Genomic DNA, 14889 nt, shown 5'->3' on the forward strand with positions numbered 1-14889 from the left:
GGCCGGAGGGTGTGGGGTTGGCGATCGTTCCCGTGTTGGCGGTGGAAGGCGGCGCGGCCTTGCCGGAAGGGCAGGGCCGGCGCGATGCCGTTACGTGGACTATCGCCGCCTCGCTGCTGGTCCATACGCTGGTGCTGGCGGTGGCGATGATCTGGCGCGGCGCCTCTATACCGGCGCCCGAGGTCAACATCCCGGTCGAGCTGCTCTCGCCCGAGCAATACGACGCCGCGACCCGCGGCACCGGCACGGCGACCGAGACGAACGCGCCGCCCGGCAGCGCGAGCACCGAGCCCGGCATGATCCGACCGACCGCCATGCTCTCTGCCGCTGCGATGGCCGACGCGAAGAGCCGCCAGGCCCGCGCCATGATGCCGCGCTTCGACCCGGGCGAGCAGAGCGTCCAGCTCTGCGATCTGGAAGCCATGGAGCAGGTCCACGCCTGGAAGCCGTCGTTCGAGCCCGAGCGTATCGTCGCCTACGCCATGGCCGACCTCGCCATCGCCGGCGACAGCATTCGCGCCGATGGCGCCGCGTTTCTCTCGGGCGGGCAGTGGTACACGATGCACTTCGACTGCGGCCTCTCCGCCGATCACGCCAGCGTCGTCTCCTTCGCCTTCAAGGTCGGCGACACGATCCCGCACGACCAGTGGGACGCGCACAATCTGCCAACCGCGAAATGAGCCGCTTGCGGATCGGCGAATCTCATTCCATATTTCGATTCCCATCAACGAACGGAAGGAGGTGATCCAGTGTCTCATTGTCTCACGCCGCGGACGCCGGCGACCTTTGAGTGGATCATCGCAACCTGCGGAGTGTGCTCCGTCTAGGATTGTGATGGGCCGGTTTTAGGGCCCGCGTCATTCGCGGCTGACAATGGAAGGGCCGCCCGGGCTGAAGCCGGGGCGGCCCTTCTTCTTTTCCGGTCTCGCCACCGCGAAGCGACCGCCTTGCCTTGCCGACACGTCGCGCGCCCGAGATCTACGCGGCCTGGATTTCGTTTCGCATAGGCCGGCCGTCGATGTACGCGGCGACGTTGTCGAAGAATATCTTCATGCGGCGGCCGTCGTTGCCAAGCGAGGCGCCGCTGGTATGCGCCGAGACGATCACGTTGGGCATCGCCCACAGAGGCGAATCGGCGGGCAGCGGCTCGCGCGCGAACGCGTCGAGATAAGCGCCGCAAAGGTGCCCGCTCTGCAGCGCCTCGATCAGCGCCGGTTCGTCGATCACCGCGCCGCGCGCGATGTTGACGACGCCGGCGCGCGGCGGCAGCGACGCGATCACCGCGCGGCTGACGCAGCCGCGAGTCTCGTCGTTTAGCGGACAGGCGACGACGAGCCAGTTGGCGCGCGGCGCCAGCGCCGGCAACGCCGACAGACCGTGCACCTCCGAACAATGCGGCGGCAGGCGACTAGCGTCCTTCCTGATAGCGATGACGTTCAACCCCAGGGCCTCGCCAAGCCTTGCGATCTCAAGACCGATCGGACCCATGCCGATGACCACGGCAGTCTGGCCGTTCACGTCGGCGGGCCATTCCCGTTCCGGGGTTGGCGACCATTCCCGGCGCGCCTGAGCGGCAATCCATCTCGGAAAGCCGCGCGCGATCGCGATCAATCCGCCGATGGCACTCACCGCGATCGGCTCGGCCAGCGCGCCGGAGGACGTCGTCAGGCGGACGCCGCGGTTGAGCAGCGGCCGGCACACGGGCAGCATGTCGAGGCCGGCCGGTGCAATCTGCAGCCATTTCATGGCGCCGGCGGCCAGGAGATGGTCATAGGTCGCCCGGGCAAGTTCGGTGAGCGCACCGGGCCGCGGATCGCCGTAGAGATCCTTCGACAGGAAAGCCGCCTCGAAATCGAGATCCTGCACGTGCGGAAACGGCAGCAGGTCAATCTGCCTCCCCCGCTCGCGGCCGATGGCCTGAATGCGCGAACCATGTTCGCGGGCGACGGCCTCGCTGACCATCATGCGAAAAGGCGATCCTGCTTCCGTCATTCGGCTATCATCAGTTCCGGTGCCATCGCGGCCGGCAGGCGACACACGGTAACCGCCGGTCCGCGCCAAGTCTCGCCCATCGTGGCAGGAAACGGAACTGAGGCCTAGAACCCCATCTGCTTGCGGCCAAGCTCCGTCAGGTCCGCCTCGGTTGCACGGCCCTTGAAGTCAACCTCGAAGTTCATGGGGGCGAAATCGGGCGGCGTCTTGCCGGCCAGGAACGCGGCCTTCTGCCCGGGCAGGTAGGCGCGGTTCTTTGTGCAGTCCGGCGCCGAGCCGATGTAGATGACCGAGGCATATTCCTTGCCGGCGTGCTCGTCGGCGACCGAGTGGCAGATGTCGGTGTGCCACCACACCGTGTCGCCCGGCATCACCTCCGGGATCGAGACGGTGCCCGCCATCATGTCGGCGTGCCACTCGGGCCTGACACCCAGCGCACGGCCGGGCGCGGCGCCGCAGAGTTCGTTCTCCGGCACGTCGTCCTGCATCGCGCGGAGCAGCACGTACGATATGCCCTCCGCGATCGGGATGACGCGCAGCGTGCCGTCCTTCGGCCCCTGCTGCGTCAGCGCCGTCCAGCCCTGGTAGGTGCGGAAGACGGAGGCGACGGCGGGCGAAGGGATCTCGCGCGTCTCAAGGCGATGGCGCGCGTCGAAGGGATCGTAGCCGCGCCAGTCGCCGACGAAGACCTTCTCGTAGACCGACTGGTAGCCCGGGTCGATCCAGCGCTCGACCGTGCCGGCATCCATGTGCGGCGACAGGCCGAGCGTCTTGTCGCCCGGCTGGCGGCGCCGCACGCGGTCGGCGTAGGCAACCTGCATGTCGGGATTGAAGATGCCCTCGTAGTTGGTCCACAGGCGGTCGAGGAACGAGCGGGTCTCGGCCAGCTTCGCATCCTGGCGCGCCAGCACCTGCGGCTTCGACCAGTAGACGTTGAAGATCTGCGGCTTGCCGGCCTTGAGCTGCGAGAAATATTTGTCGAGCGCGCGCTTCTCGACTTCCTTCTTCTCGTACTCGTTCTCTTCGAGGTAGCGGCCGACGTCGTTGAACCAGTCGGTCGCCTGCGACGCCGGGAAAACGCCGCGCACGATGGCGCAACCGGAAAGGCGGATCGCCTTCTTCGTCGCGTCGGAAATTTTTCCGTCCTTGATGTCGCGATAGTTGAGCTCGGGGATGGTCGAGCGGCCGGCGGCGTTGTCGCTGCGGATCTTGTCGGCCGCCTTCATGACGTAGCCGCGCACGTCGTCGTAAGCGCGCTTCAAGACGTCGTGGCGCGGCTTCATCTTGCGCTTGAACGCGACGATCTGATCGCTGACGTCGAATTCGGTCTTGGTCTCTGCGCCCATCATCGGATTGTCCTCCCCTATCGCGCCGCGTTTGCGGTCCGTATCGTTTCGTTTTTCATCTGCGCCGGCACCAGCTCGCGCAGCAGCTTCTGCACCGCATCGCACTTGCCGCACGCGATGCACCTGGCGCTGAGCACGCCCGGCGCGTCGAACTTCGGCCCGCCGCACTCCGCATCGTTCGTCGATGGCTTGAGCATACGTCCCTCCCAAGGACCGCGTCGTCAGCGCATTGATACCGGCGGCACGGCAGGCGGTGTTGGCGCAAAGCGGCAAAAACTGATACCGGAATGGCGTCTGTGGCCATACCAGACGAACGTCGAGCATCAGATGCGCCCGCTTTTCGAGAAGGTGACCGTCCCGGAAGGCGCCTCGTGGAGCCTGCTCAACCGCAAGCTCGACGACGGCATTCCCTTTCAGTGGCACTACCATCCCGAGTTCGAGCTGACGCTGACGCTGAACTCGCGCGGCCAGCGCTACATCGGCGACTCGATCGCGAGCTACGACGACGGCGACCTTGTGCTGCTCGGGCCCAACCTGCCGCACACCTGGAACTCGGCGGAGAAGATCGACACGAGGCGGCCGCACCACGCGCTGGTCATGTGGTTCACCGAAGCGTGGGCGGAGAGCATCACGACGTCGCTCGCCGAGATGCGCAACGTCGCTCCGCTGCTGGCGCGCGCCGGCCGCGGCGTCGTCTTCTCGCGTGCGGCGGCGGCGAAGGCGCGGCCGATCATCGAGGCAATACCGGAGCGCGCGCCGGCCGATCGTCTGCTGCGGCTGATGGAGATTCTGGCGCTGCTCGCGACCGATGCAGATGCGGCGCCGATTGCCGGCACCGCCGCCGACCGCCGCAAGGTCGCCTCGCCGGATCAGGATCGCGTCGAGCGCGTGCTCGATCATATTCACGCGCACTATCGCGAGAAGATTTCCATCGACGATCTCGCCGATGTCGCAGCGCTGTCGGTGTCTGGTTTCCATCGTCTGTTCCGCCGGCACACTCGGCTCACCGTCAGCGATTACGTCGCCGAGCTGCGCATCGGCCAGGCGTGCGCGCTGCTGGTCAATTCGGAGCGGCCGATTGCCCACGTCGCCGACGAGGTCGGGTATCCCAGTCTGGCGAATTTCAACCGGCAGTTCCGCGCCCTGAAGGGGAAGACGCCGCGGGAATTTCGGCGGAGTTTTGCAAGATAGTCATTCTCCTTTTCACCTAGGCTCCGCTTCCTCTCCTCCCACGACTGTCATCCTTCGGCGAGGCCGCAGGCCTCGACCGGAGGACCACGCGCGGCTTACTTCGATGACAGACGTTTGCTGTGGCTGGTCCTCCGGTCGGCGCTCCGCGCCGCCGAAGGATGACAGTGGTGGGGAGGTGAGAATGCGCACACCTTCTCCTTCCCGCGACGCGTCGGCGCCCGAGTCTTGATCCTTCCTTTTCTCTCCCCCGGCACGTCCGAGGGTGGCGGGCGCCCGGCTGGTGCCGAGCGGGTAGTCCGCGTTTTGTGGGCGCCTTCCGGGCGCCCGCCGCGGCCGTTGTCGAAGCCGGCCGGCACTTCGGTCCGTTCGCGGCTAGCTCCCCGACGTAGCTTTGGGGAAGCGCCTCTCCGGCGTGCCGGCGGGGCCTCAACGCGACGAACTCAAGCCCGAGGTGGGCGGACGGTCGTAGTGCCGACGGACCAGCCACGCTTCGCCCCGCGACCCGGTTGCGTAACCAGCCGGCAGGGAACCGCATCCCCGCTCCGCACCACGACGCCTCGAGTTGCGCCCTCGGGTGAGCGGGGATGGGTGCATTGTCAGGGAGGTTTGGGTCGCGGGATAACTTATTTTCGCGGAGACAGGTGCCTAGCCATCGGCGTCATCTCTGCCTCGGGACCAACATGCGGTCGGACTCGTGGAGAGACACCCCTCCCCAAAACCGCTTTGCGGTTTTGGCCCTCCCACAAGGGGAGGGCTCAAGCGGAGTTTGTTGGAGCGCAGCGTTCCAACAAGGATGAACCCTCCCCTTGTGGGAGGGCCAAACGGCCGAAGGCCGTTTGGGGAGGGGTGTGTCTCCTCCCCGCGGCCGCGGAAGCTGGCCCTACTGCAGCCGCGGTCCCTTCCAGTCGTCGGCGAACAGCCGTGGCCAGACGATGACGAAGCGCGCGAACACCGTCTCGATGTCGTCGCTGAAAGCGAAACCCTGCGCCGCTGCCTCGCGCGAGAAATGCTCACGGTGATCGCGGAGCCACGTTTCGCGTGTGCGGTCGCCTTCGCCCTCGTCGAACGCGAAGGCTTCGTCGACCGCGGCGAGCGGCTTCACCGTCACCTCGGTAGTCCGCATCACGCAGCGCGGCTTGTTGCGGCCATCGACGACCACCGCGTAGTCGCCGACCTTCGGCAACGCTGCGCCATCGTCGGTGAAAGTTCGCGCGAGCGTCGCGGTGGCGCGCTTGATGCCGTGCAGCACCAGCTCGAGAAGATCGTCGGCCATCTTCTCGCTATCGCCGAAGCCGACGACCGCGTAGTCGGCCGCATCGACCTTCGCGTCCGCCTTGAAGGCGCGGAAGAAATCGTCGGTGGCGTCGGTCTTGACCGGGGTGAAGGTCACACCCGCATCGGCATCAGGACGTAGAGCGCGTCGGCCGCGCCATCGTCGAGGATGAGCGTCGGCGAACCCGGATCGGCGAGCCGGAACTCGGCCGTCTTGGTTTCCAGTTGCCCTGCAACATCAAGCAGATAGCGAGAATTAAAACCGATCTCGATGTCGTCGCCTTCGTAATCGACCGCGACTTCCTCGGTGGCGCTGCCCGAATCCGGATTGTTGACCGACAGCGTCATCTTGCCGTCGGCGAGCGCCACCTTCACGGCGCGGCCGCGCTCCGACGAGATGGTCGAGACGCGATCGACCGCGTCGGCGAACGCGCCGCGATCGACCTTCAGGATCTTCTCGTTGTTCTGCGGGATGACGCGCGCGTAGTCGGGGAAGGTTCCGTCGATCAGCTTCGATGTCAGCACGACGTCGCTGGCGCCGGCCGACGCCGGAATGGTGACGCGGATCTTCGTGTCGGAGATTTCGATGTCGACCGGCGTGTCGCCGCCGGTCTCGACCAGCTTCTGGATTTCACCGACGGCTTTCCGCGGCACGATCACGCCGGTCATCTTCTCGGAGCCGGCCGGCGCATCGAATTGCGCCTGCGCCAGGCGGTGGCCGTCGGTGGCGACGGCGCGCAGCATCGGCTTCTTTCCGACGGTGACGGCGTGCAGGTAGATACCGTTGAGGTAGTAGCGCGTCTCCTCGGTCGAGATCGCGAACTGCGTCCGGTCGATCAGCTTCTTCAGCGTGCCGGCCGGCAACTGGAAGCGCGTCGGGAATTCGCCGGTGGTGAGGTCCGGGAAATCCGCCTCGGGCAAAATCTGCAATGTGAAGCGCGAGCGGCCCGACTTCAGCGACAGTTGCTGGCCGTCGCCTGTGTCGAGCGAAACCTCGGCGCCGTCGGGCAGCTTGCGCACGATGTCGTGCAGGATGTGCGCCGGCACGGTGGTGGCGCCGCCCTGGCCGACGTCCGCCGCGACCGTCTCGGTCACCTCGAGGTCGAGGTCGGTCGCCTTCAGCGTCATGCGCCCGCCCTCGGCGCGGATCAGCACGTTCGACAGGATCGGGATGGTGTTCCGCCGCTCGACCACGCGGTGGACGTGGGAGAGGGAACGGAGGAGGTGCGATCGCTCGACGGTCGCGCGCATGGGAAACCCTTACTCAACAAGGACAAATGGATCGGTTTCGAAAAAACCGGGCGGGCAGATTGGCCCGCCCGGCGCAAGCCGGCAACTGTTATTCGGCTATTCGTCGATCATCCGCTTGAGCAGCTCGATCTCGTCTGCCAGGCCCTTGTCGCCCTCGATCAGGCCCTCGATCTTGCGCACCGCGTGCAGCACCGTGGTGTGATCGCGCCCGCCGAAGCGGCGGCCGATCTCGGGCAGCGAGCGCGGCGTCAGGATCTTGGCGAGGTACATCGCGATCTGGCGCGGCCGCACGATGGTGCGGGTACGCCGGGCCGACAGCAGGTCGGCCTTCGACACGTTGTAGTGTCGCGAGACGACACGCTGGATGTCCTCGATGCGGACGCGCCGCGGTTCCCGTGCTCCGACCAGATCGCGAAGCGTGATCTCGGCCGAAACCAGGGTCACCGGCTGACGGGTGAACTGCCACTGGGCGACGAGGCGGTTGAGCGCCCCCTCGAGATCGCGGCCGTTGGAGACCACCGACTGCGCCACGTATTCCAGGATGGTGTCCGGAATGTCGAGGCCCGGGTTCTGCGCGCTCGCCACCACGTACCGCGCCTTGAGGATGTCGCGGCGAAGCTGCTGGTCGGGCGCCCCGATCTCGAAGGCGACGCCACCGCGCAGCCGCGAGCGGACGCGTTCGTCGAGCGTCTCGAGTTCCGCCGGCGGCCGGTCGGCGGCGACCACCACCTGGCGGGCGCCGTCGATGAGCTGGTTGAGCATGTGGCAGAATTCCTGCTGCACCGACTTGCCCTGCAGGAACTGCATGTCGTCGATGAGCAGGAGGTCGATCTCGCGTAGCGCCTCCTTGAACGGGATGGCCGAGTGCGAACGCAGCGCCGCGACGAAGCGGAACATGAAGTGCTCCGCCGTGAGGTAGACGACGTTGCGCCCCGGTTGCGCCTGGCGCGCCGCCCGCGTGATGGCGTGGAGCAGGTGCGTCTTGCCGCGCCCGACGCCCGCGTGAATGTAAAGCGGATTGTAGGGCGTCGACTTGCCGCCGAGCGACTCGGCCACCGCCTTCGCCGCCGCGAACGCGACGCGGTTGGCGGCGCCTTCGCAGAACGTGTCGAAGGTGTAGCGCGGATCTACCGGCGAGCCGCCGAGGCCTCCGTTAAGCGCACCTTCGACGCCCATCTCGATATTGCGGCGCGCGAACTGCGCGGTCGGCAGCGAGATCGGCTGGACGTTGTTGACCGGTGCCTCGTTCTTTTCGACGATCGGCGGATTCTTGAAACGCATGGCGCCGCGCACGATGAGCTCAATGCGCGCAATGCCCTTGCGCTCGTTGTTCCACAACGCGAGCAGCCGCTCGCTGTAGTGCGATGCGATCCACGACTTGAGGAAGCGCGTCGGGACGGAGAGATAGACGGAGCTGACGTCGGCCTCCTCGAAATCGACACGGCCGAACCAGGAGGAGAAGACGTCCTCGCCGAGTTCCGTCTTCAGGCGCGCTTTCACGCGCTGCCACTGTTCCGCGTTCGGCCGTTCTGTCGCCGTCGCTGCCGCTTCGCCCATGCCCTGTGCCTCCTCGTTATGCGTCCCGCCGCGTGCCGCGCGTGCGTCGAGTGTCTCGTTGAGGACCGTGAGGTCCTCGTGCCCCGTCATCTTCTCTTCGATTGTGTCGTCGTCAGGCTCCGCCGCCCGCTTCACGACTGCACCCATGGGAGGCCTTCTCCTTTCCAGCTTTCTTTGCTGCCGCGGTGGCGATCGGGGCCGAGCCGTCCCTCGAAGCCGTGGGCGATGTTGAATGCGCGCCGGTAGCCCGCCGCCGTCGCCTGAACGGCGGCATGGCGGCTGCGGTTTCCCGAGCGGCACAGGAAGTAGAGCGGCGCCTCCTTGTCGATGCCGAGCTTGTCGAGCTCGGCCCTGAGGCGGCCGATGAAATCGGGAACCAGCTGGCCGGACGGGAACTCGTCCCACTCGACCAGTACCGTTGCTTTGCCGATCGACGACAGCACGGGCACGCCGACGTAGGCCCACTCGGCGGCGGTCCGCACGTCGACGAGAGTCGCCGTCGCGGACTTCGCGAGATTGTCCCAGGCTTCACGAACGCTGACGTCGCCGGCGTAACCGCCGGTTTGATTTTCAGACATAGTTGGCCCCTCGCGCGCACCACTCCGCCCGCCGCGGATGACGCGTCGCAATCAAAACGCAATGAAAGATGTGCCCCGTGCCCCTAAGTGTTGTGCCTTAAGGGAATAGGTTCGCCTTCCGCAAAAACGCGGAGCGACGCAGTCACAGCAAGATTAGTCCGCATCTAGAAGCCGGACCCGCGAGAGACTCATCGTTCGAGTCGTCCGCGCGCCCTGACCAGCCACACCTGTTGTGGTGCCCTCGCGCCATTTGCCTCGGCGTCTCTCGGCCCCACGCGAGAAAAGCTAGACAGTGACTCTCCCCCGCGCAACCTCTCGCTAACCACGTCGGCGCACGTCGCCACTTGACCGCGCCGGATTCAACGCCTCGGCCTGTGGGCAGTCAGTGGATAAGTCGTTGCGGAGTCACGGCTTCATTTTCTCGACCGCGCGACTCGGCGACGAAGGAAAGCGGCCTAAATTTTTTTCTGGCGCGCGCGATCGGGCGTCGGCGAATCCGGCCGCACGCCGTGCGCACCAGCGTACTTGCCGTCATCGCATTGAATCAAATGAAGTTTGGATGAGAGGCGCGAGCGAGTCTTCAGCCCCGCTGAAAGCCGCAGGGCGACTCGTGTTCGGGCATTAGACGCCGAACGAAAAAGGCCCGGCAAATTTGCCGGGCCTGCATATTCGATGAGCAGAAAAAAGTCGGAGGCGAAACGATCGCGCGCTTACTTCGCGGCGCCGACCAGCTTCACGCGCTTGGCGAGGCGCGAGACTTTGCGCGATGCCGTCTTCTTGCCGATGACGCCCTTCGATGCGGCACGCATCAGCTCGGGCTGCGCTGCCTTCAGCGCGGCTTCCGCCGCCGCCTTGTCGCCCGAGGCGAGCGCCTCATCGACCTTGCGCACATACGAGCGGACGCGGGAAACGCGGTTGCCGTTGGAGACGGCGCGGCGCGCGATCTTGCGCGCGGCTTTCTTGGCGGACGTAGTATTGGCCATTGCTTGGCTTGCTCTCACGGAAAGGCTGGAATTGGCGGTGCTTATAGGCGGACGGGCCGGGGCCGTCAACGCTCCCGCCGCCCTAGCGATTGCGGAAGGTCGGGCTGCGCTTGGCGATGAAGGCGGCCATGCCTTCCTTCTGGTCGTCGCCCGAGAAAAGCGCGTGGAACAGCCGCTGTTCCAGCACGACGCCCTCGGCGAGCGGCCGCGCCGCCGATTGCGTCACCGCGGCCTTCGCGGCGATCACCGCCGGCAGCGAGTACGACGCGATCTTGGCCGCAACCGCGAGCGCCGTCGCCATCAGCTCGGCCGGCGGCACGACCGCGGCGACGAGGCCGGCGCGTTCCGCCTCGGCCGCGTCGATCGTGCGGCCGGTGAGGATCATCTCCAGCGCCTTCGCCTTGCCGACCGCGCGCGGCAAGCGCTGCGTTCCGCCCATGCCGGGGATAATGCCGAGCGTGATCTCCGGTTGGCCGAACTTGGCGTTGTCGGCGGCGATGACGATGTCGGCGAGCAGCGCCAGCTCGCAGCCGCCGCCGAGCGCGAAGCCGGCGACCGCCGCGATGATCGGCTTCCGCGCCGAGATCTTCTCGATCGCGCCGGCGTGCTTGGCGAAATACGTCGAGGCGAACGCCGGGTCGGCCATCTCTTTTATATCTGCCCCCGCCGCGAAGGCGCGGTCGGAGCCGGTGATGACGATCGCGCCGACGCCGTCATCCGCGTCGTGCGCCGCGACTGCGGCGCCGATCTCGACGATCATCGCCGTATTCAGCGCATTCAGCGCCTGCGGCCGGTTGAGAATGACCACGCCGACGCGGCCGTGGGTTTCGCTGATGATAAACTCTGCCATCTCGTCTCTATTATCAGCGCTGGCAGACCGGGCAATAGAAGGTCGAGCGGCCGGAGTGGACTTTGCGGCGGATGGTGCCGCCGTCCTTGCGCGGGCAGGGTTCGCCCTCGCGGTCGTAAACCGCGAACGTGTGCTGGAAATCGCCGAGCTCGCCGCTGGTCTGGATATGATCGCGGAGCGACGAGCCGCCGGCCTTGATCGCGGCCTCCAGCACCTCGCGGATGGCGAGCGCCAATGCGTCGGCTTTCGGCTTGCCCTGTTTCGTCGCCAGCGTGCCGGCCTTGCGGTCGGGCGACAGCCGCGCCCGCCACAGCGCCTCGCACACATATATATTGCCGAGGCCGGCGATCAGCCGCTGGTCCATCAGCGCCGCCTTCAGCGGTGCCTTCCGCCCCTTGAACAATGTCGCGATGAAGGCGCCGTCGAGTTCGTTGCCGAGCGGCTCGATGCCCATTGCCTTGAAGTGCTTCGAACCCGCGAGATCGGCACGCGGCAATAAATCCATCAGCCCGAAGCGGCGCGGATCGTTGAAGACGATGGTGACGCCGGGCTTCTTCCCCAGCCCCGACATATGGAAAACGACATGGTCGTGGGCGCTGAGCTTGGAGCGCGGATGGTAGGGATCGGCGGTCGAGCGCACCTTGCCGCCGGGCTCCTCGATGCGGAACGAGCCCGACATGCCGAGATGCATGACCAGCGCCGCGCCGTCGTCTAGATCGAGCACCAGATATTTGGCGCGACGGCCGACCGAGACGACCTTCCGGCCGGTCAGCCGCTTGGCGAAACTGCGCGGGAAGGGGACGCGGAGATCGGCCCGCCGCTGCTCGACCTCGAGGATCGTCGCGCCCTCCATCGCCGGAGCAAGGCCGCGGCGGACGGTTTCGACTTCGGGCAGTTCCGGCATCGGGGCTAACCCTTTGGCAAGGCGGGACGACGATAGCTGCTAGAAGTGGCATGGGCTATGGTCCGCCCCGAATCTGGCAGGAGCCTCGGCAGGCGCGATGAACACCAAACCGGCAGCGGCAGAAACCGGCGACGAGGGCCGCGCCTCGTTCGGCTTCCGCGACGTGCCGGCCGGCGACAAGCAGCGGCTGGTCGATGACGTCTTCGCCAAGGTCGCCGCCCGCTACGACCTGATGAACGACCTCATGTCCGGCGGCCTCCACCGTTTGTGGAAGGACGCGATGGTCGCCTGGCTGGCGCCGCCACGCGCTTCTTCTTATTCCTACCGCGTGCTCGACGTTGCCGGCGGCACCGGCGACATCGCCTTCCGCATCGCCGAGCGTTCGGCGAGCGCAACGATCACGGTCGCCGACATCAACGCCAACATGCTCGCCGTCGGCGAGACGCGCGCCGCGGAGCGCAAGCTTGGCGAGCGCGTCGCCTTCGTTGAGGCCAACGCCGAGGCGCTGCCCTTCGGCAACGGCATATATGACGCCGTCACCATCGCCTTCGGCATCCGCAATGTGCCGCGCATCGACAGGGCATTGTCGGAGGCGCACCGCGTGCTGAAGCCGGGCGGGCGATTCCTGTGCCTGGAATTCTCCGCCGTCGATGTCGCGGTGCTCGACAAGATCTACGAGCTCTATTCCTTCAACGTCATACCGAAGATGGGCGAATGGGTGCTGGGCGACCCGCAGCCCTATCAGTACCTCGTCGAATCGATCCGCAAGTTCCCCAACCAGGCGCGCTTCGCCGCCATGATCGAGGCCGCCGGCTTCAAGCGCGTCACCCACCGCAATCTTTCCGGCGGCATCGCCGCGATGCATTCCGGGTGGAAGATTTAGCCGCATGGCGGACGTCGCCGCGCTCTTCCGCCTCGCCCGTGCCGGCTTCATTCTGGCGCGCGCCGGCGCGTTCTCGCTGGCCGATCCGGAAGCCTTGCCGGCCGGGCCGCGCGCGCTGGTGCATTTCGCCGCGATGCTCGGTCCGCAGAATATCTCGGACGGCGAGCGCGCCGAGCGCCTGACGCTGGCGCTGCAGAAACTGGGGCCGTCGTACCTGAAATTCGGCCAGTTCCTGGCAACGCGGCCCGATCTCATCGGCCGCGAGGCCGCCGATGTCCTCGGCCGCCTGCGCGACGAGATCCCGCCGTTCCCCGACGCCGAGGCGCGCCTGATCGTGGCGCATTCGCTCGGCCGCCCGGTCGAGGCGATTTTCGCCTCGTTCTCGCCGCCGGTCGCCGCCGCCTCGATCGCGCAGGTCCACAAGGCCGACATAGCGCTGCCCGACGGCGGCACGCGCACTGTCGCGGTCAAGGTGCTGCGGCCCGGCGTCCGCGATCGTTTCCGGCGCGACCTCGAGACATTCTTCGCCGGCGCGCGCTTTGTCGAGTGGGCTGACCCGGCATCGCGCCGCCTGCGTCCGGTGGTCATCGTCGGCACGCTGGCAAAGTCGGTCGCGATCGAGATGGACCTGCGGCTGGAAGCCGCCGCGCTCTCCGAGATGGCGGAACTCACCGCCGGCGACCTCGGCTTCCGCGTGCCCAAGGTCGAATGGGAACTGACCGCGCGCGACGTGCTGACGCTCGAATGGATCGACGGAATAAAACTGTCGGACATCGCCGCGATCCGCGCCGCCGGGCACGACCTCGTCGCGCTGGCGCGGCGGCTGATGCAGGCGTTCCTCCGCCAGGCGCTGCGCGACGGCTTCTTCCATGCCGACATGCACCAGGGCAATTTCTTCATCGACCCGGCCGGCAACATCGTCGCCATCGATTTCGGCATCATGGGCCGATTGGGGCCGAAGGAGCGCAAGTTCCTCGCCGAGATTCTGCTGGGCTTCATCACGCGCGATTATCGCCGCGTCGCCGAGGTGCATTTCGAGGCCGGCTACGTCCCGCGCACGCATGCCGTCGACGATTTTGCGCAGGCGATCCGGGCCATCGGCGAGCCGATCCACGGCCAGCCGGCGCGCGACATCTCGATGGCGCGGCTGCTGACGCTGCTCTTCGAGGTCACCGAAATTTTCGACATGGAGACGCGGCCGGAGCTTCTGCTGCTGCAGAAGACGATGGTCGTGGTCGAGGGCGTGGCGCGCTCGCTCGATCCGGATTTCGACATGTGGACCGTGTCCGAGCCGGTGATCCGCGAATGGATCGAGCGCAACCTCGGGCCGGCCGGAAAGCTGGAGCAGGCGGTGGAGGGGCTGCAGTCGCTCGGCCGCCTCGCCGGCGAATTGCCGGAACTCGCGGCGCGCGCCGAGCGCCTGTCGCGCGAGTTCGACCAGATGGGCGAGCGCGGCATCCGGCTTGATCCCGCGACCATCGAGGACATTGGCCGCGCCGAGGCGCGCGAAGGCCGCTGGGGCCGCATCGCGCTGGTGGTGATCGCGGTCGTCGCGGTGATCGTCGGGCTGAAGCTGGTCTTCTGACGTGAGCCGCGCGTTCGTCAAGGAAGGCGACGGCGAGGACGACGGCCTCCCCGACCGCGCGATCTCGCAGCATCCGAACTACGTCACGGCGAATGGGCTGGCGCTGATCGATGCGGAGCTGGCGCGTCTCACATCTGCATTGGCCGACGCCGGCGACGACCGCGCCGTGCGCGCCAGCGTGGAACGCGATCTTCGCTACTGGCGCTCGCGCCGCGCCACCGCCGAGGTCGTGCCGCCACCCGCCGACACGAGCGAGGTGCGCTTCGGCGCGACGGTGACGATCGAGCGCGACGATGGACGCCGCCAGACGTGGCGTATCGTCGGCGAGGACGAAGCCGATCCGGCGAAGGGCACGCTGTCGTATGTATCGCCGCTGGCGACGGCGTTGTCGGGTAAGGGCGTTGGCGATGTCATCGAGGTCGCGGGCGGGGAGGCGGAGATCGTCGCGATCGGGTGAGGTCTCGGTTGGTCACTTCTCTCGGCACAGTGCCAGTTAG

General features: G+C 66.9%; 15 protein-coding genes. 5 read left to right on the forward strand and 10 right to left on the reverse strand.

Annotated elements, in window-relative coordinates; all coding sequences use genetic code 11:
* Positions 1-17: 17 nt before the first annotated feature.
* Positions 18-680 carry a DUF930 domain-containing protein gene (locus tag WDM94_03030; protein ID MEJ0011598.1) on the forward strand — a complete coding sequence of 221 codons (663 nt, stop codon included), beginning with the start codon at positions 18-20 and terminating at the stop codon, positions 678-680.
* A 298-nt stretch (positions 681-978) separates the two neighbouring features.
* Here the strand turns inward: WDM94_03030 and WDM94_03035 are convergent, their stop codons facing one another.
* From WDM94_03035 to WDM94_03045, 3 genes are read right to left on the reverse strand one after another with little or no spacing between them, the layout of a single operon-like run.
* Positions 979-2061, reverse strand: coding sequence for a D-2-hydroxyacid dehydrogenase (locus WDM94_03035; GenBank protein MEJ0011599.1), 1083 nt, complete (start codon positions 2059-2061; stop codon positions 979-981).
* A gap of 35 nt (positions 2062-2096) precedes the next feature.
* On the reverse strand, positions 2097-3341 hold the full coding sequence (locus WDM94_03040; protein MEJ0011600.1) for a YbiU family protein: 1245 nt from the start codon (positions 3339-3341) through the stop codon (positions 2097-2099).
* 14 nt (positions 3342-3355) lie between these two features.
* Positions 3356-3535: a hypothetical protein gene (locus WDM94_03045; GenBank protein MEJ0011601.1), complete on the reverse strand. Its 180-nt coding sequence runs from the start codon at positions 3533-3535 to the stop codon at positions 3356-3358.
* Between the two features lie 130 nt (positions 3536-3665).
* On the opposite strand from WDM94_03045, the gene WDM94_03050 reads away from it, so the two are divergent.
* Positions 3666-4529, forward strand: a complete 864-nt coding sequence (locus tag WDM94_03050) for an AraC family transcriptional regulator (GenBank protein MEJ0011602.1) — start codon at positions 3666-3668, stop codon at positions 4527-4529.
* An 880-nt stretch (positions 4530-5409) separates the two neighbouring features.
* Here WDM94_03050 and WDM94_03055 read toward each other — a convergent pair.
* The 7 genes from WDM94_03055 to mutM all read right to left on the reverse strand — a co-directional run bounded on the left by WDM94_03055 (position 5410) and on the right by mutM (position 11924).
* Positions 5410-5919, reverse strand: a complete 510-nt coding sequence (locus WDM94_03055; protein ID MEJ0011603.1) for an ASCH domain-containing protein — start codon at positions 5917-5919, stop codon at positions 5410-5412.
* The gene (gene dnaN, locus WDM94_03060; protein ID MEJ0011604.1) at positions 5916-7052 is read right to left on the reverse strand and encodes a DNA polymerase III subunit beta; all 1137 of its coding nucleotides are present in this window, start codon (positions 7050-7052) and stop codon (positions 5916-5918) included. Before dnaN ends, WDM94_03055 begins: the two co-directional genes overlap by 4 nt.
* A gap of 96 nt (positions 7053-7148) precedes the next feature.
* Positions 7149-8609 (reverse strand): chromosomal replication initiator protein DnaA, encoded by a 1461-nt coding sequence (dnaA, locus tag WDM94_03065; GenBank protein ID MEJ0011605.1) that lies wholly within the window; start codon positions 8607-8609, stop codon positions 7149-7151.
* A gap of 131 nt (positions 8610-8740) precedes the next feature.
* Positions 8741-9187 carry a rhodanese-like domain-containing protein gene (locus WDM94_03070; protein ID MEJ0011606.1) on the reverse strand — a complete coding sequence of 149 codons (447 nt, stop codon included), beginning with the start codon at positions 9185-9187 and terminating at the stop codon, positions 8741-8743.
* A gap of 710 nt (positions 9188-9897) precedes the next feature.
* Complete coding sequence (rpsT, locus tag WDM94_03075; protein ID MEJ0011607.1) at positions 9898-10170, reverse strand: 30S ribosomal protein S20; 273 nt, start codon at positions 10168-10170, stop codon at positions 9898-9900.
* An 82-nt stretch (positions 10171-10252) separates the two neighbouring features.
* On the reverse strand, positions 10253-11020 hold the full coding sequence (locus WDM94_03080; GenBank protein MEJ0011608.1) for an enoyl-CoA hydratase-related protein: 768 nt from the start codon (positions 11018-11020) through the stop codon (positions 10253-10255).
* A 13-nt stretch (positions 11021-11033) separates the two neighbouring features.
* Positions 11034-11924, reverse strand: coding sequence for a bifunctional DNA-formamidopyrimidine glycosylase/DNA-(apurinic or apyrimidinic site) lyase (gene mutM / locus WDM94_03085; GenBank protein ID MEJ0011609.1), 891 nt, complete (start codon positions 11922-11924; stop codon positions 11034-11036).
* A gap of 97 nt (positions 11925-12021) precedes the next feature.
* Between mutM and ubiE the strand changes: the two genes are divergently transcribed.
* Genes ubiE through greA form a run of 3 tightly spaced genes read left to right on the forward strand, consistent with a single transcriptional unit; the run spans position 12022 to position 14849 of the window.
* Positions 12022-12807, forward strand: coding sequence for a bifunctional demethylmenaquinone methyltransferase/2-methoxy-6-polyprenyl-1,4-benzoquinol methylase UbiE (gene ubiE / locus WDM94_03090; protein MEJ0011610.1), 786 nt, complete (start codon positions 12022-12024; stop codon positions 12805-12807).
* A gap of 4 nt (positions 12808-12811) precedes the next feature.
* The gene (gene ubiB, locus WDM94_03095) at positions 12812-14392 is read left to right on the forward strand and encodes a 2-polyprenylphenol 6-hydroxylase (protein ID MEJ0011611.1); all 1581 of its coding nucleotides are present in this window, start codon (positions 12812-12814) and stop codon (positions 14390-14392) included.
* 1 nt (position 14393) lies between these two features.
* The gene (gene greA, locus WDM94_03100; protein ID MEJ0011612.1) at positions 14394-14849 is read left to right on the forward strand and encodes a transcription elongation factor GreA; all 456 of its coding nucleotides are present in this window, start codon (positions 14394-14396) and stop codon (positions 14847-14849) included.
* Positions 14850-14889 lie beyond the last annotated feature (40 nt).

The sequence above is a fragment of the Bauldia sp. genome, assembly GCA_037200845.1.
Taxonomy (GTDB): domain Bacteria; phylum Pseudomonadota; class Alphaproteobacteria; order Rhizobiales; family Kaistiaceae; genus DASZQY01.

Coding starts and splice junctions, on each gene's coding strand:
- WDM94_03040 (MEJ0011600.1), bottom strand. CDS start 3,341: ATGATGGGCGCAGAGACCAAGACCGAATTCGACGTCAGCGATCAGATC.
- WDM94_03045 (MEJ0011601.1), bottom strand. CDS start 3,535: ATGCTCAAGCCATCGACGAACGATGCGGAGTGCGGCGGGCCGAAGTTC.
- WDM94_03050 (MEJ0011602.1), top strand. CDS start 3,666: ATGCGCCCGCTTTTCGAGAAGGTGACCGTCCCGGAAGGCGCCTCGTGG.
- dnaN (MEJ0011604.1), bottom strand. CDS start 7,052: ATGCGCGCGACCGTCGAGCGATCGCACCTCCTCCGTTCCCTCTCCCAC.
- dnaA (MEJ0011605.1), bottom strand. CDS start 8,609: ATGGGCGAAGCGGCAGCGACGGCGACAGAACGGCCGAACGCGGAACAG.
- WDM94_03070 (MEJ0011606.1), bottom strand. CDS start 9,187: ATGTCTGAAAATCAAACCGGCGGTTACGCCGGCGACGTCAGCGTTCGT.
- rpsT (MEJ0011607.1), bottom strand. CDS start 10,170: ATGGCCAATACTACGTCCGCCAAGAAAGCCGCGCGCAAGATCGCGCGC.
- WDM94_03080 (MEJ0011608.1), bottom strand. CDS start 11,020: ATGGCAGAGTTTATCATCAGCGAAACCCACGGCCGCGTCGGCGTGGTC.
- mutM (MEJ0011609.1), bottom strand. CDS start 11,924: ATGCCGGAACTGCCCGAAGTCGAAACCGTCCGCCGCGGCCTTGCTCCG.
- ubiE (MEJ0011610.1), top strand. CDS start 12,022: ATGAACACCAAACCGGCAGCGGCAGAAACCGGCGACGAGGGCCGCGCC.
- ubiB (MEJ0011611.1), top strand. CDS start 12,812: ATGGCGGACGTCGCCGCGCTCTTCCGCCTCGCCCGTGCCGGCTTCATT.